Origin of the sequence: Pantoea sp. X85 (genome assembly GCF_029623675.1) — a bacterium.
In the GTDB taxonomy this organism is placed as follows: Bacteria; Pseudomonadota; Gammaproteobacteria; order Enterobacterales; family Enterobacteriaceae; genus Pantoea; species Pantoea leporis.
In genome coordinates this window covers 2648077-2669711 of record NZ_CP121108.1, presented here as the reverse complement: position 1 = coordinate 2669711, position 21635 = coordinate 2648077, and the positions used below count along the sequence as shown (strand labels likewise).

16 protein-coding genes are annotated in these 21635 nt (G+C 45.6%); all 16 read left to right on the top strand.

Annotated features, from left to right (window positions below; translation table 11 throughout):
- The first annotated feature begins 18 nt into the window (after positions 1-18).
- Positions 19-1197 (top strand): acyltransferase, encoded by a 1179-nt coding sequence (locus P6287_RS12400; RefSeq protein ID WP_110866650.1) that lies wholly within the window; start codon positions 19-21, stop codon positions 1195-1197.
- A 74-nt stretch (positions 1198-1271) separates the two neighbouring features.
- Entirely contained in the window at positions 1272-2189 is a 918-nt protein-coding gene (locus P6287_RS12395; protein WP_192411530.1) for a glycosyltransferase family 2 protein, read from the top strand.
- 73 nt (positions 2190-2262) lie between these two features.
- Complete coding sequence (locus P6287_RS12390) at positions 2263-3015, top strand: glycosyltransferase family 2 protein (protein WP_277973797.1); 753 nt, start codon at positions 2263-2265, stop codon at positions 3013-3015.
- Positions 3016-3065: 50 nt separating this feature from the next.
- The gene (locus tag P6287_RS12385; RefSeq protein ID WP_101763369.1) at positions 3066-4100 is read left to right on the top strand and encodes a glycosyltransferase; all 1035 of its coding nucleotides are present in this window, start codon (positions 3066-3068) and stop codon (positions 4098-4100) included.
- A gap of 57 nt (positions 4101-4157) precedes the next feature.
- Positions 4158-6368 (top strand): phage tailspike protein, encoded by a 2211-nt coding sequence (locus tag P6287_RS12380; protein ID WP_110866652.1) that lies wholly within the window; start codon positions 4158-4160, stop codon positions 6366-6368.
- Between the two features lie 232 nt (positions 6369-6600).
- The gene (gene wcaK / locus P6287_RS12375; protein WP_101763371.1) at positions 6601-7863 is read left to right on the top strand and encodes a colanic acid biosynthesis pyruvyl transferase WcaK; all 1263 of its coding nucleotides are present in this window, start codon (positions 6601-6603) and stop codon (positions 7861-7863) included.
- A gap of 4 nt (positions 7864-7867) precedes the next feature.
- Positions 7868-9091, top strand: a complete 1224-nt coding sequence (locus P6287_RS12370) for a glycosyltransferase (RefSeq protein WP_192411955.1) — start codon at positions 7868-7870, stop codon at positions 9089-9091.
- Positions 9088-10428 carry an MOP flippase family protein gene (locus P6287_RS12365; protein ID WP_008104858.1) on the top strand — a complete coding sequence of 447 codons (1341 nt, stop codon included), beginning with the start codon at positions 9088-9090 and terminating at the stop codon, positions 10426-10428. The genes P6287_RS12370 and P6287_RS12365 overlap by 4 nt, the downstream gene beginning before the upstream one ends.
- Positions 10429-10754: 326 nt before the next feature.
- Complete coding sequence (gene galF / locus P6287_RS12360) at positions 10755-11648, top strand: UTP--glucose-1-phosphate uridylyltransferase GalF (RefSeq protein WP_101763372.1); 894 nt, start codon at positions 10755-10757, stop codon at positions 11646-11648.
- A 48-nt stretch (positions 11649-11696) separates the two neighbouring features.
- A complete protein-coding gene (galE, locus tag P6287_RS12355; RefSeq protein WP_137386113.1) occupies positions 11697-12710 on the top strand; it encodes a UDP-glucose 4-epimerase GalE in 1014 nt (337 codons plus the stop codon).
- 325 nt (positions 12711-13035) lie between these two features.
- The gene (locus P6287_RS12350; protein WP_277973796.1) at positions 13036-14103 is read left to right on the top strand and encodes a glycosyltransferase family 4 protein; all 1068 of its coding nucleotides are present in this window, start codon (positions 13036-13038) and stop codon (positions 14101-14103) included.
- A gap of 19 nt (positions 14104-14122) precedes the next feature.
- Positions 14123-14935, top strand: coding sequence for an ABC transporter permease (locus P6287_RS12345; RefSeq protein ID WP_277973795.1), 813 nt, complete (start codon positions 14123-14125; stop codon positions 14933-14935).
- Entirely contained in the window at positions 14925-16313 is a 1389-nt protein-coding gene (locus tag P6287_RS12340) for an ABC transporter ATP-binding protein (protein ID WP_277973794.1), read from the top strand. The genes P6287_RS12345 and P6287_RS12340 overlap by 11 nt, the downstream gene beginning before the upstream one ends.
- A gap of 4 nt (positions 16314-16317) precedes the next feature.
- Positions 16318-18264 carry a hypothetical protein gene (locus P6287_RS12335; protein WP_277973793.1) on the top strand — a complete coding sequence of 649 codons (1947 nt, stop codon included), beginning with the start codon at positions 16318-16320 and terminating at the stop codon, positions 18262-18264.
- A 62-nt stretch (positions 18265-18326) separates the two neighbouring features.
- Entirely contained in the window at positions 18327-19520 is a 1194-nt protein-coding gene (locus P6287_RS12330) for a glycosyltransferase family 4 protein (protein WP_277973792.1), read from the top strand.
- Positions 19521-19525: 5 nt separating this feature from the next.
- Positions 19526-21547 carry a hypothetical protein gene (locus tag P6287_RS12325; RefSeq protein WP_277973791.1) on the top strand — a complete coding sequence of 674 codons (2022 nt, stop codon included), beginning with the start codon at positions 19526-19528 and terminating at the stop codon, positions 21545-21547.
- Positions 21548-21635: the final 88 nt, after the last annotated feature.

The following is a 21635-nucleotide window of genomic DNA, read 5'->3' as shown; positions in this document are numbered from 1 at the left end:
TCAGATTCAGGAGCTGACATGTATGTATTAATCATGGTGCTGTCATTTTGTCTGGCGCTAATCATTCTGCGAGTATTCTCCTTCCACAAAGGCGTGTACAACAGTAGCGGTATTAAAAGTATCTCTGGTATGCGCGCGCTGCTGGCCAGCATCGTGGCGTTCTCACACTTCGCGCACTACATCTATTCGCTGGATGGTCAGTGGGTGTTCGATAAAGACTATTTTGCCTGGTTCTCCGAAGGCAACTTCTTCGTTAACTCCGGTAAATTCGGTGTACTGCTGTTCTTCATGATCTCCGCCTTCCTGTTCTATCGCTGGCTGGATAATGAAACCCTGACGCCAGGGCAGCTGACGCACAAGCTGCTGAAGTCGCGTATCCGCCGTATCGTCCCGATGTTCTGGTTCTCCGGTTTTGTCATCATCGCGGTAGGCGTGGTGCAGGGCGATCTCACTTATAGCCTCACGGCAGTGAAAGATGCCGTGCTGTGGTTGCTGTTTATTGGCAGCTATCGCATGGGTGATTTCCTGACGGCGGATGTCAACGCCGGTGTGGAATGGACGCTGCGCCTCGAATGGTTGCTGTACCTGTCGATTCCGCTGATTTACGTGCTCAACCGCGCCACCAAAGGTAAATACAAAACGCTGCTGATTCTCGGCTCGATCGGCGTGATTTTCTGCGTGGCGGTTGGCCTGCGTCTGTGGGGCAAAACCTATACCGATCCGCGTCCGGTGCTGGGCTTCGCCATGGGTTATCTGGCGTATAAGTATCGCGACATGTTTGCGCACTACAAAACCTCCAGCCTGGCCGGTTTTGCGGTGATTGTGCTGTCGCTGTTCTCGCTGTCGTTCACCAGCAACACCTTCTGGTATCTGATTTTCCTCTGCTGCCTGACGGTGATCTTCTTTATTGTCAGCAGCGGCAACGCCGTGTTTGGCATTCTGGAAAACAAAACCCTGATGTCGATTGGTGAGGTGAGTTACAGCCTGTATCTGATTCACGGTGTGGTGCTCTATTTCATCAAGCAGATCCCGGAAACGCTCTATCCGCATTCGTTCCTGTTCTACACCTTGCTTTCAACGTTGTTCTTTGTCGCCTCCTTCTATGTGGCGAAATTGACGTATCTGTTTGTCGAGAAACCGTTTATCGGCAGTAGCAACAAGAAGAAAGTGGCGATGAAGACCTCGCCGACAAATTAGGACATCACCCATTATTCTTTTGAGCCCACAAGTTATATCATTGATTTTGTAACTTTTTTAATGAGGTGCTGGCAATGCAGGAGATTCGCTTCTCAATTGTTATTCCCGCGTATAACGCGTCGAAATCGATTGTCACGACGCTAGATTGCGTCAAAGCGCAAACCTATCGCAATTTTGAAGTCATTATTGTTGATGACAAATCGGCCGATGCGGCTGAACTGGCGCAGGTGGTACGCAGCGAACGTTATCAGGATTTGGCTATCAAACTGGAGCTGTCTGAGGTCAAACTCAACGGCGCTGGCGCCCGTAACAAAGGTATTGAGCTGGCAACCGGCGACTTTATCAGCTTCCTCGATGCCGACGATGAGTGGCATCCGGACAAGTTATTGGTGGCGAGTGAAACCATCGCCAAACTGGAAGCGCAGGGCAAATCGCGCTACGTCATCTTTAGTCAGGTGAACATCCATCAGGATGGCAGCTTCCTCAAGGTGATGCCGATGCAACCGCCCGGCAAAAACGAAACCGTCGCCGAGTATCTGTTTGGCTGTTACGGCTTTATTCAAACCAGCACCATTGTGCTGAAGCGCGAAGATGCGGCGCAGATCCAGTTTGATGCGCGCTATATTCGCCATCAGGATTATGACTTCTGCATCCGCGCTGACCGCATGGGTTACGACTTCGTGATGATCGACAAGCCGTTGGCAACCTACCATCTGGTGACCAAATTTGGTTCCAAGCACAAAGGCGAATCGGTCAAATACTCGTTCTTCTGGCTCGATACCATGAAGCCGCACCTGACCACGCGTGACATCCATACTTACAAGGCGTTCAAGCTGCCGCTGCGCTACAAGATGGATGGTAAATCGCTGCAGGCCAGCCTCAGCTTTGCACGCTACTTCTTCCTCACCAACCGTGACAATCGCGCCTACTTCATGAATCGCCTGCTCGATAAGGTGAAGTCGCGCTTCTCGGGCAGAAGAGCCGTCTCCTGATTCACTTTTAAACACTTTCACTTGCTCCCTACACGGGGGCAATTTTTTGGTTCCTGAAACTCCGGGTAGACAAATGACAAATCATGTTGGCACCGTCGGTATTGTGATGCCGATGTATAACGCGCGAAATACCGTTCTGCGCGCGGTTGAGTCGATCATCAACCAGACCTACAGCGACTGGCATCTTTACCTGATCAACGACAAATCCACCGATGATTCACTCGCCTTGGTGCGTGAACATTGTCAGGACGCGCGTATCACCATTCTCGACAACGAGGTCAATCAGGGCGCAGCCGAAACCCGTAACGTGGGGCTGCGCGCGGCGAAAGAAGAGATCATCGCGTTTCTCGACAGCGATGACGAATGGCACCGCGAAAAACTGGCCGAACAGACGGCCGCGATCGCCGCCGGCGACGATTTCGTGATCACGCATTATCACTACAAAACCAAAACCGCTGACCACGATATCAACTACAGCAAACCCTACCTGCAGCAGGAAAACTTCGTGAAGAAGCAATATCGTGTTTGCTTCTCCTCGGTGTGTTTCCGCCGTCCTCCACAGGGCATCTTCTTCCAGCGTAAAGGCCACGAAGATTTCCTGTTCCTCTATGAGTTGTTCCTCCGCTACAAACAAGCCCGCGTGATCCAGAAAACCCTGGTCAACTATTACGAGTTGGGCGATTCACTGTCGCGCAACAAAAATAAAGCGGCGAAGTGGCACCTCGAATTATTAAGAATTATCTATAAAAACAATCCGTTAAAAGTATATTACTATTATGTCTGGTATATGGTGAATGGGGTTCTTTTTGCCTTAAAACACCGCTAAGCGCAACGGTGATTTAGCTGCTTTTATATTTTTGAGGTGGAAAGGATTGTATGAAAAAGATCGTTTTGGTGATTAAAGATGCCTACTCGTATGCGGGCACGGAAAACATCTGCAACTTTATGTCTGAGTGCCTCGGCGAGCAGCATGAAGTCACCATTTACTCGCTGGAAGGCCATGGCAAAACCTTTTATCCGTTCGAACGGGTGAAAAAAATTGTCAGCTTTGAAGGCCACAGCAACCCAATTAAAAGCGCCGTTAGCAGCATTCATCAGGAAGGCTTTGACAGCGTATTCCTGATCAGCATGGGTCGCCTGAGCGTGATGTTCGCCTTCTGGAACCTGATGGCGCTGAAGAAGAAGCGCTTCAAGGCGTATGCCTGCGAACACATTGCGATTAACTCGTTCAGCAAGCCGATTAAACTGCTGAAGTGGCTGATGCTGCGCTATTACGACCAGGTGATCGTCCTGACCGACAAAGATCATCAGGTGTTTAACCGCTGGAATATTGCCAGCCAGCAAATCCCCAATCCGGTGGTGTACAAAGCGTTTCAACGTCAAACGCGCAGCCGTCAGGCGCTGGCGGTGGGACGTCTTGATAACCAGAAAGGCTTCGACCTGCTGCTGGATATCTGGGCCGACTTCAGCAAGAAACATCCCGAGTGGAAACTGGTGATTGCCGGTGACGGCGAACTACGCCAGCAGCTACACGATCAGGCTGCGGCGTTAGGTATCACCAATAGCGTTAACTTTGTCGGCAAAGTCAGCAACATCAACGATTACTACCGCGAAAGCGACATGGCGCTGATGACGTCGCGCTATGAAGGCTTGCCGCTGGTGCTGCTGGAAGCCAAATCCTGGTCGCTGCCGGTGGTGGCGTACGATTGCCCAACCGGGCCCCAGGAGATCATCAACCACGGTGAAGATGGCTTCCTGGTGCCGATGAATGACAAAACCACCTTTATCAAGCGGATGGAGCAGCTCGCCAGTGATGATGGCCTGTTCTACGCCATGAGTGAAAAAACCAAAGAAACCGCGCTCAAGTTTGACGGTAATCAGATCAAGCAGAGCTGGCTCGCCCTTGTTTAGCGACAATTATCGTGCCTCGGGAATCCTTTTTGGCCGCACAACCACGGGAATTGAAGCATGAAAAGAAGAGAAGTCTTGCAGGCCGCAGCCTCCTCGATTGTTACTGCGCTCTCAGTGAGTGCGTTTTCCAGCTACGCCGCAAAAAGTGGTCAGCCAACGTTAAAATCCGTCGATCCCGCCAGCGTTCCGGCGGGCGACGTGCCGATTCTGACGCCAGAAAACGTCTATACCATGCCGCCGCAGTTCTGGCAGAACTTCGAGGGCAAACTGTGGATCGGTAAAGCGGGCAGCGATGCCAGCCAGGCCGGCAATCAGATCCCGGTGTTTCTGCGCGATGCTAATGGCAAAGTGTCACAAATCAGCCAGCCGATTGCGCTGAACAAAGGCAACTTCGCCCAGTTCATTCACGACAATGCGGCGTTGATCGCCAATCCCGCGCACTCAATGGTGGTGGAGGACGATCAGGGCCACACGCTGTTCTCCATTAGCGATGTCTCGCGCCCCAATCAAAGCAACTTCAGCCAGCGTCTGGCGCAGCCGAATGGTTACCAGCTGATTGGTGAAATCCCATCGGTTGAAGAGCTGCGCAAAACCCGTCCGCTGTTTGCCGGTGCCAAAATCAAGCTGAAAAGCTGGCACGAAGGGCTGGAAGTGGGCGGCGGCGAGTTCGTCGGCACCTTCGGCGATGGCAAAGATGATGGCGGCGTGAACTTCAGCGGCAACGGTTTTACCTGGCGTCGCGTGGTGGAAGATTTTAATCGCCTGACGCTGTTTGATTTCGGTGCTATTGCCGACGGCAAAACCGACACAGCACCGGCGATCAAAGCCATGTATCAATGGTCGATTGATGCCAGCCAGCAGATTTGCGTGCAATTCCCGGCTGGCACCTTCTTTGTCTCTGAATGTGATTTCGGTGACGAAGGACGTCGCTTCTTCCGCATTTCCGGCGCGATGGTCAACTTCGGTTATTTCCCGGCGACCACGCTGGTTTCCGACGGTCGCTCTGAATTCCTGTTCCAGGTGAATGCGCGCTGGACGGAAATCTCCAACCTGAATTTCAACGGCAACACCGACAAGCGTCCAAACAAGCAGGGTTTGTTCCGCAATACCTGTCCGGGCGGCCAGTTCTTCCGTGGTGCCTGCCTGCGCTTCAATCAGGTGGGCGGCGTTTCGCTTAGCCTGCTGGATACGCTGGATTGCAAAATCGATCAGTGGTACGCCAACGCCTGTACCGGCGATGTGATTAAAGCCAGCTGGTCGGGGCAAAAGGCCGGTGCCTGGGATCACAGCACCGCGATTGAGCTCTCCAACTTCAACGCCCAGCACTGTAAAGGCGGCATGGTGTTGAATCTGCCGCGCTGCAGCCAATCCATCATTCATAACGGCTGGATTGAGCACAGCGATTTCCCTGGCGACATCTCGAACGGCCAGTGGATTGTCGATGCGCTAAGCATTGAGGATTGTAAGAACCCGCTTAACGCGCGTAACTCGCGCCTTAATATGCGCCAGACCAATCTGCAGTCGGGCAGCTGGATTGATAACTCGCTGGAAGGCGAGCGCTGGCTGAACATCTGGGAAATGGGCTCAACGCGCGTTGAATCCTACGGCGTCGCCATTGATGGCAGTCTGAAATACAACTACATCACCTCGCGCTTCCGCCTGACCAACAACAGCGATCAGCAAACCTGGTTTGAACTCGGCAACTTCTACTCGCCAACGGTGGGCGATAGCTGGGAGATCGAGGTATTTGGTCAGTCGCAGTTCAATAACGGCACCGCCAATCAGCCGCTGATGGATGTCATTGACGGCAAAGGCACCGGCGGCCGCGCGGTGATTCATCTGCAGCGCAAGAAAAACAAAGCGGAAGCCAGCTGGTCAGCGGAAGGTAGCTCGCCGGTGGTGGAGGTACGTTTCGAACCGCGCACCGATACCGACACCAAAGTGTTCGTGAAGTTAGCGGGCTGGACGCCGACCACCGCTGTGCTGATCAAAAGCACCGCCAAGGATCGCTTCCTGACCGGTCGCTGCGCGCGCGTTGACGCCGTGATGGACAAAGGCGCGCCGGGCAGCGCAGCGCAACAGGCCCCGCAGCGTTTTAGCCTGCACAACGGCAAAGCCGGCGTCGGCGGTAACGAGCAGGGCGATCTGCTGCTGGCCTCGCGTGCGCTGAAGCCGGAACAGGTGGATACGCGCGAACCCAAAGGTTTCATCTCGGTGGTGATCAATGGCGAGCAGGTGGCTATGCCGTATTTCGCCGTTAAATCGTAACGCACACTAATTGTAGCGGCGCAATTCATTGCGCAATGCCAATGTCAGGTACGCGCGATGCATCGCGCCGCTACGGAATGTGCATAGTTTGTAAGCAGTACTGAATAGAAATGCAATTAGCACCACTTTTTTGGGGTTTACTCCCATTGCAGTCCTTTGAATCAGAGTTCACTTTGCCAGTGCAGCTATTGGCGGCTTGTAAAAATTACAAAAATTTTTCCGGAGTTTTTTTATGAAGATTTTATTGGTAGGAAACCATACCTGTGGAAATCGTGGGGATGGCGCGATTTTACGTGGGCTGATTGATTCACTCAAATCCGCGCGTGCGGATTTGGATATCGATGTGATCAGCCGTTATCCAACAAGCTCTGGCTATTTACTGCAGCAGGATATCCAGCAGGATTCCCTGTTCCTGCACAACAGCAAGTCGGGCAAAGGGTTAGTGGGCAGCCTGAAACGCAAGGTGGCGAACCGCTTGATGCCGGACATCATGATGGCGCACCTTGGCAAAGGCGGCGTATACAAATCTTTCTCGGTGCCACCGCATCTGGCGGCGTTCACCCAAAGCCTTGCGCAGTACGACGCGATTATTCAGGTTGGCGGCTCGTTCTTCGTCGATCTCTACGGCGTGACCCAATTCGACCACGCGCTTTGTGCGCTGATGGCGAAAAAGCCGCTGCATATGGTCGGTCACTCGGTCGGTCCGTTCGAGAACCCGCGCGTTAATGCGCTGGCGAACTTTGTCTTTGATCGCGTTGACAGCCTGGTGCTGCGCGAAGAGGTGAGCTACGACCGCCTGAAGCAAGATGGCGTGACCACCAGCAAAGTGAAGAAGGGTGTTGATACCGCGTTCCTGGTTGAAGCGCGTGAAGTGGCTAATCCTAGCCATAACCTGCTGCACTGGCAGGCGATTATCAGCGCACGCAAAACCATTGCGATTACCGTGCGTGAACTGGCGCCGTTTGACAAACGTCTCGGCGTCACGCAAAAAGAGTATGAAGCTGCCTTTGGCCGCGTGATTAACGCGATGATTGCCGAAGGTTATCAGGTGGTTGCCTTCTCTACCTGTACCGGTATTGATAGCTACGCCAAAGATGACCGCATGGTGGCGCTGACGTTGCGCGATCATGTCGAGCATCCCGAGCATTACCATGTCATCATGGACGAGTTCAACGACCTCGAACTCGGCATCCTCCTCAGCCATTGTCATCTGACCATTGGTACCCGCCTGCACTCCGCCATCATCTCCATGAACTTTGGTACGCCAGCCGTGGCCATCAACTACGAGCACAAGTCGCTCGGCGTGATGAAACAGCTTGGCCTGCCGCAGATGGCCACCGATGTGCAGAGCCTGATGGACGGTTCGCTCATCGATAAAGTGCAGACGGTGCTGGCCGACTACGACAACGTGAAACACAAAGTTGATACCGCGGTGGCGCAGGAGCGTGAGATTGGTAACCGCATTACAGCAGAAATTCTCAACGTCCTGGGGTGAAGTGATGAAGCTGACCTTTTTCACCATGCGTTTTCCTGTTGCCTCTGAGACCTTTGTGCTCAATCAGGTGACGCATTTCATCGACGCAGGCTACGACGTGGAGATTATCTCCGTGTTTCCGGGCGATATGATTAATCGCCATGCCGCGTTCGATGACTACAATTTGGCAGCGAAAACCCACTATTTACTGCCGGAAGAGAAAGTATCCAACCTTGATAAGCTGACGCAGCGTATCGGGTTGATACTGCCGAAAATCACCAAAGGCGCGCTGCTCAAGTCGCTGAATGTGCGTCGCTACGGCGCACAGGCCAGCAAACTGCTGCTGCCGGCGATTGTCGCCAACACTAAACAGCCTTACACCGCCGATGTGTTTCTGGTGCACTTTGGCTATGCCGGCGCGCTGGCTAACAAGCTGCGCGAACTCGGCGTGCTGAAAGGCAAGCAGGCGACGGTGTTCCACGGCGCGGATATTTCGCGTCGTCACATCCTCGAAGAGCACAAGCTCGACTACGTCAACCTGTTCAAACAGAGCGAACTGATGCTGCCTATCAGCCACCTGTGGGAGAACAAGCTGATTGAGATGGGTTGTCCGCGTGCCAAGGTGCATGTCACGCGTATGGGCATCGAGCCGGAGAAGTTTAACTTCCGTCCGCGCGAGGCGTTCCATCAACCGTTGCGCATCGTCTCTGTTGCGCGTCTGACCGAGAAGAAAGGGTTGGATGTGGCGGTGAAAGCCAGCGAAATCCTGCGCAATAATGGCGGCCAGTTCCAGTTCACCATCATCGGTAACGGCGAGCAGGATGGCATGATGCGCGAGCACATCGCGCGCGCTGGATTGCAGGATTACGTCACCATGCCGGGCTTCAAGCCGCAGGATGAGATTCGTCAGGCGCTGAACGAGGCGGACATCTTCCTGCTGCCGTCTAAAACCGCCGCAGATGGCGATATGGAAGGCATTCCGGTGGCGCTGATGGAAGCGATGGCGGTTGGCTTGCCGGTGGTGTCGACCTATCACAGCGGCATTCCTGAACTGATTGAGAATGACGTCAGCGGATGGCTGGTGGCCGAAAACGATCCTGACGAGCTGGCAGCGACGTTGCTGCGCCTTTCGCGTGGCGATGTGGATGTGGCACCGGTGGTCGCCGCCGCGCGGCAGAAAGTCGAAACTGAGTTCAATCAGCACATCGCTTACGGTGAGCTGGCGAAAATTCTGGAGCGCATGGTGTGAGCGGATTAAAAAAACAGGCCGTTTGGCTGTTTGGTAGTACCTGTTTTGCCGCATTGCTTCAGGTGTTACAGCTCGCCGTGCTGGCGCGCAAACTGGAAACGCACGAGCTGGGTTTACTGGCGATCATCAATGCGATTCTGGCGGTGGCGACCGTGCTGCAGGATATGGGCATGAGCAGCTATATCGTGCATCGCCAGGATATTAATCGCCGCGAGCAGAGCACTATTTACTGGGTGAACGTGTCGCTCAGTTTCTGCACCGGCTTGATTATGCTGGCGATTGCCTATCCGGTGGCGTGGTTCTATCACTTGCCGGAGCTGGTGGGCTTGATCATGCTCACCAGCCTCAACTTCCTGGTATTGGGACATCTGTCGCAGTATCAGGCGCACTATGTGAAAACCAAACGCATGGTAACGCTGGCGAAGATTGAGATGGCCACCAAGCTGTTCGCGTTCCTGTGTACCGTGGCGATGCTGTATTATACCTCGCTTACCGTGGCGGCGGCGATTCTTGGTCTGTTCATCAACGCCTTCACGCGCATTCTCTGCATGATCTACTTCGGCGAGAAATCGTGGCGTCCGACCTGGGAGTTCGACGGTAAAACCTTCGTCAGCGCCGTACGTTATGGCGTGTATCAGCTTGGTTCGCAGACCATCAACCAGCTGCGTACCCAGGCCGATGCGCTGATCGTCGGTAAAGTGATGGGTGCGGAGATGCTGGGGATTTACTCGCTGGCAAAAGAGCTGATTCTGCAACCGCTGAAGCTGGTTTCGCCGGTGATTAACCGCCTGGCACTGCCGCGCTTCGCTGAGAAGCAGCACGATCCAGAGCAGCTGAAAAAGCTGTTCCTGAAAGGCACTTTCGTCATCATGCTGTTCAGTAGCGCGATGTATCTGGCGATTGGCATTCTCTCCCCGGTCATTGTGCGCGTGCTGTACGGCGCTTCACATGAGCAGGTTTACCATCTGATTCCGCTGATGCTGCTGTTTGGCATGCTGCGTCCGATGGGCGGCTTAACCGGCGCGATTTCGCAGGCCAACGGCCGCACCAATGTTGAGTTCTACTGGAACATTGTGGCGAGCCTGGTGGTGGTTGCGGTGCTGGCGACAACCTACATCTGGCCGAACGTGCTGTATGTGGCGCTGACGCTATCGATCTCGCAGGTGCTGATTTCTGCCTTTGCCCATCCGTTCTTCATCAAGCCGGTGATTGGCATCCGCTTTATGCCGTATGCGCGTCAGTGGGTTTCGGTGTCGGTGGTGTTTGTTGCGCTGATGATGCTGGTAAACCACTTCAACCTGTTCGTGATGCCGGAATGGTTTGAGGGCTGGCTGTAGACATCAACATCCAACCCGCGTGATGAATCGCGCCGCTACAGATGACTCAATGTTTACACGGTCCGTAGCGGCGCCATTTATGGCGCATTATCAACTCAGCTTTCAGTCAATCTCTGGTCTCGTCATCTCAAATCCTTTCACGATTTTTCAGCGGTTTAGCGCATCGGTTCCTCATCGGCATTTCGGCGTTTTTACCGGCCAAATTGGCGATTTTTGATGGTGTGACAGAGAGTTAGTGCCGGTTTTTCAGATAAAGATTATACTTGCTCGACCGGCCGATCCTGCATAATCGACCCCACGTATTCACTTCATGAAATGGAATAAATATGACCAAGCTTAAAGCAGTAATCCCCGTTGCGGGTCTCGGTATGCATATGCTTCCTGCGACGAAAGCCATTCCGAAAGAGATGCTGCCAATTGTCGACAAACCAATGATTCAATACATTGTTGACGAATGCGTCGCGGCTGGCATCAAGGAGATTGTGCTGGTCACCCATGCTTCCAAAAATGCAGTGGAAAACCACTTCGATACCACTTACGAGCTGGAAGCGCTGCTAGAAGCGCGCGTTAAACGTCAGCTGCTGAGCGAAGTGCAGTCAATCTGTCCGCCGGGCGTGACCATCATGAACGTGCGTCAGGCCAACCCGTTAGGCTTGGGCCACTCTGTGCTGTGCGCGCGTCCAATGATTGGCGACAACCCATTTGTGGTGGTGCTGCCAGACGTGCTGCTGGATGACTCCACCGCTGACCACCTGCGTTATAACCTTGCCTCAATGGTTGCGCGTTTCGAAGACACCGGCCACAGCCAGGTGCTGGCGAAACACATGCCGGGCGAAGATCTTACTGAATATGGCGTGCTGACTACCGAAGAGCCGATTGATAACCCAGGCGATATCAGCACCATCACCAGCTTTGTTGAGAAGCCAGAAGCGGGTTCTACCGACTCTGACCTGACTGCAGTTGGCCGTTATGTGCTCTCTGCCGATATCTGGGAAGAGCTGGAGCGCACTGAGCCGGGCGCATGGGGCCGCATTCAGCTGACCGATGCTATCGCCTCTCTGAGCAAGAAGAAGCCAGTTGATGTGCAGCTGCTGACCGGTACCAGCTACGACTGCGGTCGTAAACTCGGTTATATGCAGGCATTCGTCTCTTACGGCTTGCGTAACAACGATCAGGGCCGCGATTTCCGCGAATCTATTCAGAAAATCCTGGCGAAATAAGCTTTCTCATTCTCTACCGCGCCTTTAGCGCGGTTTAAAGGAGTACACATGGCTATTTTGGTAACGGGCGGAGCGGGTTACATCGGCTCCCATACGGTGCTGGCGCTGTTAGAGCGCGGCGACGACGTTGTGGTCCTGGATAACCTTTGCAATGCTTCCCGCGAAGCCATCAACCGCGTGGAAAAGCTCTCAGGCAAAAAAGCGGTGTTCGTTGAAGGCGATATCCGCGATCGCGCCTGCCTGCGTGACCTGTTTGCCACTAACGATATCAGCGCTGTGATTCACTTCGCCGCACTGAAGGCCGTTGGTGAATCCACGCGCATGCCGCTGGAATATTACGAAAACAACGTGGCTGGCACCGTGGTGCTGCTGGAAGAGATGCGCGCTGCTGGCGTGTGGAACTTCATCTTCAGCTCATCTGCGACCGTTTATGGCGCCGATGCACCGGTTCCTTACGTGGAAACCACGCCAATTGGCGGCACTACCAGCCCGTATGGTACTTCGAAACTGATGATCGAATTCGTGATGCGCGATTTCGCTAAAGCCGATCCGAATTTCAAAGCCATCGCGCTGCGCTACTTCAACCCGGTTGGCGCGCATGAGTCTGGCGAAATCGGTGAAGATCCAACCGGCATTCCTAATAACCTGCTGCCGTACATCGCGCAGGTGGCGATTGGCCGTCTGGAGAAGCTGGGCGTGTTTGGCGATGATTACGACACGCCAGATGGCACCGCACAGCGCGACTACATTCACGTTGTCGACCTGGCAGAAGGGCACCTGAAAGCGCTGGACCACTTAGCCAAAGTTGAAGGCTACAAAGCTTACAACCTCGGTGGCGGCGTGGGCTTCTCCGTGCTGGAGATGATCAAGGCGTTTGAGAAAGCGTCCGGTAAGCCGATTCCGTTCGAGTTTAAGCCACGCCGTGACGGCGATCTGCCAGCGTTCTGGGCAGATGCGACACTAGCGAACAACGAACTGGACTGGCGCGTGACGCGCGGGATTGATGCCATGATGCGTGATACGTGGAACTGGCAGAGTAAGAATCCCAACGGTTTCAGATAGTTATTTTTTTTAATGTTAAAGCCTGTCAATGGACAGGCTTTTTGCTTTTTTGCATTCGCAAAATTTGACGCTTAACAAAGCTCTTCTTCCACATAGAATTATTCAGTGTTAGGATTTCGACAAAATTATAGCAATAATAAAATATTAATAATTGTATAAAAAACAGGCAGTTGGTCACAGGCTGCACTAAAATGTAGGTGAGTGTTTTGGTAGCTAGAGCCAAGGGCGGTAGCGTGCTTAAAAGAATCAATAAACTGAGGGTGGAATGAGGATAATCTATTTTGTTAACACGGCATGGTATTTTGAGTTGCACTGGATCGACCGTGTGAACAAATTGGTAAAAATTGGACATGAAATACACCTGATCTCTAATTTTTCGGATGAAAAAATAAAAAAAAATCTTGAGCAGCAAGGCATTATATGTTGGGATTTGGATATTGACAGGTTTTCAACTAATGTATTTTCTAATGCCAAAATACTTATCGGTTTTTATATTCTTTTGAATAAGATTAAGCCTGACTTGATCCATACCATCACTATAAAGCCAAATATAATTGGTGGTTTAATTTCAAGGATGAAAACCATTCCTCAAGTTATTAGCGTTGTAGGATTAGGACGAGTCTTTTTAAAAGAGAATATAGTTAAAAAGCTCGTTAAATTTTTATATAAAGTTATTTTATACAAAAATAGAAATATACAGTTAATATTCGAGCACTCTTCAGATAAAGATACGCTAGCAGGTATTACGGCTATAGATAAATCAAGACTCAATGTTATTGATGGTGCAGGAATTGATACAGAAAAATACGCTTATGCACCTGAAGAGGAGAGTGAGAGTACTAAAGTACTTTTTGCGAGCAGACTGCTTAAATCTAAAGGATTAGAGTTATTAGTTGAAAGTATTCGCAAATTAAAAAAAGAAGGTATCAAAATAGAATTGTCTGTTGCGGGTATTGTTGATGATGAAGATCCGGATCGCATTCCCCTTAATCAAGTGAAGAGCTGGACGGATGAAGGTTTGATTCACTGGTTAGGAACACGAAATGATGTTGATGTTTTGTTAAAAAAATGCAATATCATGGTATTACCAACTAAATATGCGGAAGGAATTCCAAGAATCATACTTGAAGCTTGTTCTATAGGAAGAGCTTGCATTGTAGGTAATATGCCAGGTTGTCAAAGCATTATTACCAACAAAGTTAACGGCATTGTTCTAAAGAATCATACAATTGAATCATTGAGCGATAGTTTAAGGTTTTTGGTGAATAATCCCATTATTCGCAAGGATTATGGATTAAAGTCATCTAATTTGATAAAAGATAAGTTTTCAAAAGAAATTGTAATAAGTAAAACTATTCAAGTATATCAGAATGCTTTAATTAAAAAGACATAATGTTAAAACGGGAATGAAAATGTTAGTTGCAACTAAATCTATGCTGGATAGCTTTCGTCGTCATCGTGGGCTTATTTGGCAAATGACTAAGCGTGAAGTAACAGGTAGATACAAAGGCTCATTTTTCGGTCTGGCTTGGTCTCTTTTTAACCCTCTAATGATGTTAATTGTTTATACGTTTGTATTTTCTATTGTATTTAAAACCCGGTGGGGGACTGATCCTAATGCAGGGAAAGCAGATTTTGCGATTGTGTTATTTATTGGTCTAATAGTTTTTAATTTATTTTCAGAGTGTATTGGTCGAGCACCTACTTTAATCACATCCAACGTAAATTATGTGAAGAAAGTCGTTTTTCCTCTTGAAATATTATCGTTTGTTAATTTTTTTGCTGCGCTTTTTCATGCGATTATTAGTTTTACGGTTCTATTACTCGCCATAATAATCTTTAAACAACATATACATATTACGATACTATTATTGCCCATTATAATTTTACCTTTAATGTTGGCAATATTAGGCTTGAGTTGGATACTTGCAGCTTTAGGTGTTTTTGTTAGAGATATTGCCCAAACAATAGGTATTATTATTAGTGTTTTAATGTTTATGTCACCAGTTTTTTATCCAATAGCAGCATTGCCTCCAACGTTCCAAAAAATAATATTGCTTAACCCACTGGCATATATGATTGAAGAAGCGCGTAAAGTGGTTTTCTGGGGTTATGAGCCAAATTGGGTGATGTTAACCATCAATTTAGTAATAGGTAGTATTGTTTGCATAATTGGGTTTTCATTTTTTCAAAAAGTAAGAAAAGGATTTGCTGATGTCTTGTAATGATAATGTGATTTGTGTAGAAAACATCAGTAAATGCTATCAAATTTACAATAATCCGCGTGATAGGTTAAAACAATTTTTCATACCAAAATTTGAAAGTCTAGTCGGTAGAGAATCTACACAGTTTTACAGTGAGTTCTGGGCATTACAGAATATCAATTTTGAAATAAAAAAAGGTGAAGCTGCGGGTATTATAGGTCGTAATGGATCGGGTAAAAGCACATTACTGCAGATAATAACAGGAACATTAACCCCTTCCTCTGGGAAAGTATTAACTAAGGGTAGAATTGCAGCCTTATTGGAATTAGGTTCTGGCTTTAATCCTGAGTTTACTGGACGAGAAAATATATATTTAAACGGTGCAGTTCTGGGATTAACTAAAACAGAAATTGATAATAAATTTGATTCTATTGCAGGCTTTGCTGATATTGGAGCGCATCTCGATCAGCCAGTAAAAACTTACTCAAGTGGTATGATGGTAAGGTTGGCGTTCGCCGTTCAAGTTCAATTAGAGCCTGACATTTTGATAGTAGATGAAGCTTTAGCTGTTGGTGATGCTCTCTTTCAAAAGCGCTGCTTCCGACAAATCGAGAAATTGACCAGCAATGGTGTCACTTTGCTTTTTGTATCGCATGATCAGGAATCCGTGCGCACATTAACAAACAAATCGGTTCTGCTTGATCGAGGCAGACAGATGATGAGTGGACTATCATCTGAAGTCTTACTCGAGTATCGTCGTTTATTACATGATGAAGAGAATAAGTTTTATTCAAATTTAACAGAAGAAATTTCAGAGAGAACAAACACTGAAACAGTTCTTGAAATAACAAAATCGGAAAGCATTAGTGTCTCAAGTGATGGTGAACAAATTGAAACTTTACGTTCAGACAAGCTCTCATTTGGAGAGGGAGAGGCTGTTATTGATAAAGTTGAACTTTTCAACATCCAAAATGAAAAAGTGAATGTTTTTAACCCTGGTGAAAATATTAAGATAAGAGTTCATTTCACTGTTAATCAGCAAATTGATAAGTTAAATGTTGGAGTAAGAATAAGGAATAAAGAAGGGGTAAAGATTTATTCTTGGGGTACGCTTAATCAAGATATGTTTAAATTAAGTAATGGTGAAAAAGACGATCTTTTCTGGAGTAAAAAGTTCAATAAAGGTCAAAAACATTTTGTAGACCTTGAGTTTGATTGCTCCCTAGGGAGTAATTTATATGAAATTCAAGCTTCTGTATCATATGAAGAAACACCGGATTATTTCTCACAGAGAATATTGCACTGGAGGGATGAAGCTGCTTTTTTCCACGTTCATGTATTGCGTGATGTTTATTTTTTTGGTGGTTTGACTGATTTAAAAATGAAAGCTAAATGGTGAGAGTATGACAAGTCCTGCGTTAGTTGAGAAGTTTTATGGCCTTGGGAATTATATCCTTATCGATTGTAATCATGATTTCACAAAATATTTTTTACTAACCGGCTACAATATTTTATCGATAAAAAGAAATGATATTAATAGAGTAAATGTTGAAGGAAACATAGAATATAAATTTGCAATTATCTCCATTAATAGACATTGGAATGAATCAGATTTCAACGGCTTAAACCAGTTACTGAGTCGAATCCAGACGCTGCACAACATATTTGTAACAACGGTGGATGCTGAAGCGGATAAAATTGAGTTTAACGCAGCTACTAATGTAATTTTTAAAGCAGGTTTTGAAATAGATAGTTCTTTACATAAAGAGTCAAACCCTGGCTACTCATTATTTATGAGGCGTTGTATTAATAATGAGTTAACTGAAAAAAGTATTTTAGATCATCTTGCTGAAGTTGAACTTTGTGCTGAACTGAATGGCTACATTCGCCCTAATGAACATATCTGCATAGTGCATAATAGTTATGATATTTTTCTAGGGTATTTTAATCAGTATTCAAATGCTGGGCGAGTCGAGGGATATTCAACAAACGAGGATTTTTATAATAATTGCAAAATAAATGAAATAGGATGGGGCGGTGGTGTTTCCCAATTAGAAAGTTATTATGATTGCATATTTCTACTCAACGATGATAACAAATTTAATGGTTTTGAATCTCTTGAGGATTTAACTAAATGTTTGTCTCCGGGTGGTCGAGTTATAATTTGTTCAGATAGATTCAACCCATTAAGTTTGAACTCTGATTTTGAGATCGAAGTCGCCTATCATTTGCAACATAATCAGGATTTTATAAAGAAATTCGGCTGTAAAGAAGTAATTGGAAAGTTTAAAAATTACTATGTACTGATGAAAAACCCATTTAATAATTTATCTCAATTTAATTTCCATGAGAAGACTTACCTTTACAGTAAGCCACCTAAAAACTTGCTTAATTTTGCTAATGATTACGTGAACCCATGGCTTATTAAATCCATGGTTGAATTTCCGACTCGAAATAAAAATGAGTTTGCGTTAGCTAGATATGCGAAACAAATATTGAGAGACTACAACAATTTGAGTCCTGATTATGGTGCAGCGCTAGCAATTCTTGGTTATCAAGAACTTAAGAAAGAGCAGCATGATCGTCAAGTACTAAATGATATAATTAATTACATCAATAGTGTAAGCATTATATCCCAAAAAAGCCCACATCAGATTAGGTGGCTTATATCATTATCGGTACTAGCAGCTGAACTTCTTAAAATAAGAAATCTCCGTGATGAGGCCTTAAATTTATATTTAAAAACTCTAACTTTAGATTATCTGGAATTCAGCCCGACTATTGGTACTAAAGTACTCCAAGCTTACTATAATATTGTTGTTATTCATTATTGTAATGGTAACATATATGAAGCTGAAAAGTATTTGATTGAATCTCTTCACCAAAGTATAAAACTCCTAAATGTATCATTTGAAGAGCTACTTGGTAATGTTGAAAAGCCGCTTACTTTTACTCTCTATATCTATCATGATATCCTTGACTGGATGATCAAGTTGACAAATTTAAAGAATAATTTGGGGAAAAAAAATAATTTAATACCAAGACTAAATTTGCAGACGTGGTCAGGAATGCTTAAAGAGCGCTTGGATGCGATTTCTAATATGAATAATCTAATTCAATCAAGAGATGAGGCAATATCTTCTCAGGGAGAAATGCTGGAAGAGAGATGGCTGGCAATGCAAAATATGAATGAAGTCATAAATTCGCAAAAGATCTTGATTGAAGAGCGATGGAATGCGATGCAAGATATGGAGCGATTAATAGAAGAGCGTTGGAATTCGATGATGGAAATGGAAAAAATGATTATTGAAAGGGATAAAATAATAGAACAACTCTCAAAGCCGCAATGAATTCTAGCTGCATTTCATTTCAGTAAATTCTTGAATATCTTAATTTAGGCTGGTTATTAATTATGTCTACTATTTCATGGTTTATCCCAAGTTTGATAAAAGGTTCTGGCGGACATCGAACTATTCTGCAGCATGCCAGTTATTTAGAAAATAAAGGTCATGTTTGTATTATTTATCTTGAAGACGAGATTGGTATAGGTGATGCTTCAGAAAAAATAGCATCTCTATTCAATATAAAGTTTTCCAATGTAATTTATGGTTGGAAAAATGCTAAGCCTTCTGATATTGCAATTGCTACCGTTTGGTATTCGGCTGCCTTTGTTGCTTCTTTAAACTTTGAATGCAAAAAAGTCTATTTTGTGCAGGATTACGAAGCTTGGTTTAATCCGATGGGTGATGCGTACTTAATGGCTGAAAATTCTTACCAATATGGTTTAACCCCCATAACGATTGGTAGATGGTTAAGGCATACTTTAAAAAATAGTTTTAATGTTGATGGATACCATTTCGAATTTGGTGCTAATTTAGACATCTATAAAAAAATCCATTCTATTAAGGAAGAAAAAGCCGTCTGCTTTATCTACCAGCCAGATAAACCTCGTAGGTGTTCACGGCTAGGACTTGAGGCATTAGGTATTGTTAAACATCGCCTGCCAAATGTAAAAATCTATCTCTATGGCTCGGATACAAAAGATCATGTTTGGTTTGAACATGAAAATCTAGGATTAATCGATCTTGAGCAATGTAATGAACTTTATAATAAGTGCCAAGTTGGTTTATGCTTAAGCTCTTCGAATCCATCACGAATTCCTTTTGAAATGATGGCAGCAGGTTTACCTGTTGTTGAAATGTGGCGCGAAAATAACTTTTATGATTTACCTGAAAGTGCTGCTCTACTAGCCCAACAAACTCCTGAAAGCCTTGCAGAGGCCATTATCAGACTACTATCTAACGATGAACTCAGAGATAAAATGTCTCAATCTGGTCAGGAATTCATGTTAGATCGAAATCTGTCTGTAGAAACCGAACAATTTAGCAATGCAATTAAAAATGTTTTAAGTTGCAAGGCTTTTGGCGATAAAACAATCATAAAAATGTATAACGCTGAAGCAGTAAAAGCTGAATTTACACGTGAAGCCACACTTTCTGCAATTCATATTGTCGCTCCATCACGTCTAAAGAAAATCGCTATGTTACTCCCGATTAGATTAAGAGAACCATTAAGAAAAGCATATCGGATTGTTAAAGGTAATTGATTCCAATGAAATTAAAACTAAAAACTGTTGACGTTTGGGACACTTTGTTGAGAAGGAAATGTCATCCGGATACAATTAAGTATGCCACTGCACGCTATCTTTATTTTAAATATTTCAGTAAACATAACATCTCAGATCTTGATGTCCTGTTTAATAAAAGAATTGAAATCGAAAGAGAAATTGGCAAACGAACTCAAGCAAGTGCTTTTGATGATGAATATCTTTTTGAGGAAGTTATTCATGAATGGTGTGTTTATTTATTTAATAGCATTACTTCTAAAGAGCTTGCTGATATAGAACATGAAGTTTGCCAGTATGAATTTGATCTTGAACTCATATTAACAGAGCCAGACTCAACAATAGCTAACCTTTTAAATGAATATCCATCAGAAAAAACACTATTTTTATCTGATTTTTATATGTCTAAGTCTAGGCTACAGGCTCTGATTGATAAAAATGGCCTTCACGATTTAGTGCATGATGGAATATCTTCAGCTGATATTAAATTGAACAAGCGTTCAGGACGTCTGTTTGATTATGTGAAAGAAAATTTTGCCATTTCAGCTAGTGAGTGGTTGCACATTGGTGATAATGAATGGTCGGATGTAAAGCAACCTGAAAAACGGGGCATAAAGTGTATCCATTATGTACCGTCAGAATCACATGAAATCAGATTACAGCATGAATCTAATTTTCACGATAAGAGCAAAATTTTCCAACATGCTTTGGATGTTATTGAATCTTCTTTGCCAAATGAAAATAATAATCATGATAACTTCAAGCTTGGAATAAAATGCTCACCATTCATTGTAGGCTATGTTTTATTCATTTTGGAAAAAGCTTTTGAAAATAACTGCGAAAAAATCTTCTTTTTCACTAGAGAAGGTGAGTTTTTCATTAAAGCATTTGGGATAATCATCGAGAAACTAAAATTTGATTTAATTAATGTTAAGTTTCCAGAATATGAAATACTCGAAGTTAGCCGATTAGCTACTTTTGCTGCCTCCATCGGAGAAGTCAATGTTCAGGAAATGATGCGAGTCTGGAATCTTTATAGCACTCAGTCTATTCATGCACTTTTTAAAACTTTAAACATTGATGAACTCCTATTCACTGAATTATTGGAAAAGTATAGTATCGATCCTGCTGAACTTATTCGTTATCCTTGGCAAGATTCAAGAGTGCAGAAACTTTTCGCAGACTCAAAATTTATTCATCTGATATCTTCCCATCGTGATACTAAAAAGGAAGAATTACTCTCTTACTTGAAAGGAAAAGGCCTTAGCGAAGAGACAAAGAATGTCTGTGTAGTAGATGTCGGATGGAGAGGGACAATTCAGGATAACATTGCCCTTGTATTACCAAATGTATTATTTCATGGTGTCTATCTGGGTTTGGCTAAGTATCTGAATCCTCAACCTAACAATAGTTTTAAATATGCATATGGTCCGGATCTAAATCATTCTCAAGACTTGCCTCATTATCTCGACTCAGTCGCTCCAATAGAGATGATTACTAACTCACCCTCTGGAAGTGTGGTGGGTTATACCAAAACTGATGAGGGCGTTGTAGCATTAAGAAAAGTTGATGCAGAGGAGAATAAAGCTTGGGAAAACTTCACTCAAGACTTCCAAAACGGTATTCTGACTTCTTTAGAGACGTGGAAGAGTGATGTTTCTATACATGTATTAACTAGTAAAGATTTCAAGCCACTCGCGATGAAAATATGGGGTGGGTTAATTAGTGGCTCAAGTGAAAATTTGAATGATGCTTTTGAAAACCTCAATCATAATGAAACGTTTGGACTTGGTGGCTATGTTGAAAAAAGTAACGTACCTTCATTTATTGATATTTTTTCGTCACCATTTAATTGGAAAAAAAGAAAGGTATTGATTGATTTTGTTGTTGCTAACCAATGGAGCGATGGCATTAGAAAGAAAAGGGATATTTCCTTCTTAAAACGCCATTTACTTGCATCGATTATCGATTTCGCAATTTTTTACAAACATAATCTTATGCGTAGATAATATCACTTGATTGGTGGTTTTTCGTGCTTATGGCATAAGCTTATATTGAGATCTACATCACTTGATGTTAAAAAAACGTATCTCAAAT

What these genes read in the sequence shown, in the direction of transcription:
- P6287_RS12335 (WP_277973793.1), top strand. Translation starts at nt 16,318, where the DNA reads ATGACAAGTCCTGCGTTAGTTGAGAAGTTTTATGGCCTTGGGAATTAT.
- P6287_RS12400 (WP_110866650.1), top strand. Translation starts at nt 19, where the DNA reads ATGTATGTATTAATCATGGTGCTGTCATTTTGTCTGGCGCTAATCATT.
- P6287_RS12390 (WP_277973797.1), top strand. Translation starts at nt 2,263, where the DNA reads ATGACAAATCATGTTGGCACCGTCGGTATTGTGATGCCGATGTATAAC.
- P6287_RS12370 (WP_192411955.1), top strand. Translation starts at nt 7,868, where the DNA reads ATGAAGCTGACCTTTTTCACCATGCGTTTTCCTGTTGCCTCTGAGACC.
- wcaK (WP_101763371.1), top strand. Translation starts at nt 6,601, where the DNA reads ATGAAGATTTTATTGGTAGGAAACCATACCTGTGGAAATCGTGGGGAT.
- P6287_RS12385 (WP_101763369.1), top strand. Translation starts at nt 3,066, where the DNA reads ATGAAAAAGATCGTTTTGGTGATTAAAGATGCCTACTCGTATGCGGGC.
- galE (WP_137386113.1), top strand. Translation starts at nt 11,697, where the DNA reads ATGGCTATTTTGGTAACGGGCGGAGCGGGTTACATCGGCTCCCATACG.
- P6287_RS12345 (WP_277973795.1), top strand. Translation starts at nt 14,123, where the DNA reads ATGTTAGTTGCAACTAAATCTATGCTGGATAGCTTTCGTCGTCATCGT.
- P6287_RS12325 (WP_277973791.1), top strand. Translation starts at nt 19,526, where the DNA reads ATGAAATTAAAACTAAAAACTGTTGACGTTTGGGACACTTTGTTGAGA.
- galF (WP_101763372.1), top strand. Translation starts at nt 10,755, where the DNA reads ATGACCAAGCTTAAAGCAGTAATCCCCGTTGCGGGTCTCGGTATGCAT.
- P6287_RS12380 (WP_110866652.1), top strand. Translation starts at nt 4,158, where the DNA reads ATGAAAAGAAGAGAAGTCTTGCAGGCCGCAGCCTCCTCGATTGTTACT.
- P6287_RS12395 (WP_192411530.1), top strand. Translation starts at nt 1,272, where the DNA reads ATGCAGGAGATTCGCTTCTCAATTGTTATTCCCGCGTATAACGCGTCG.
- P6287_RS12340 (WP_277973794.1), top strand. Translation starts at nt 14,925, where the DNA reads ATGTCTTGTAATGATAATGTGATTTGTGTAGAAAACATCAGTAAATGC.
- P6287_RS12330 (WP_277973792.1), top strand. Translation starts at nt 18,327, where the DNA reads ATGTCTACTATTTCATGGTTTATCCCAAGTTTGATAAAAGGTTCTGGC.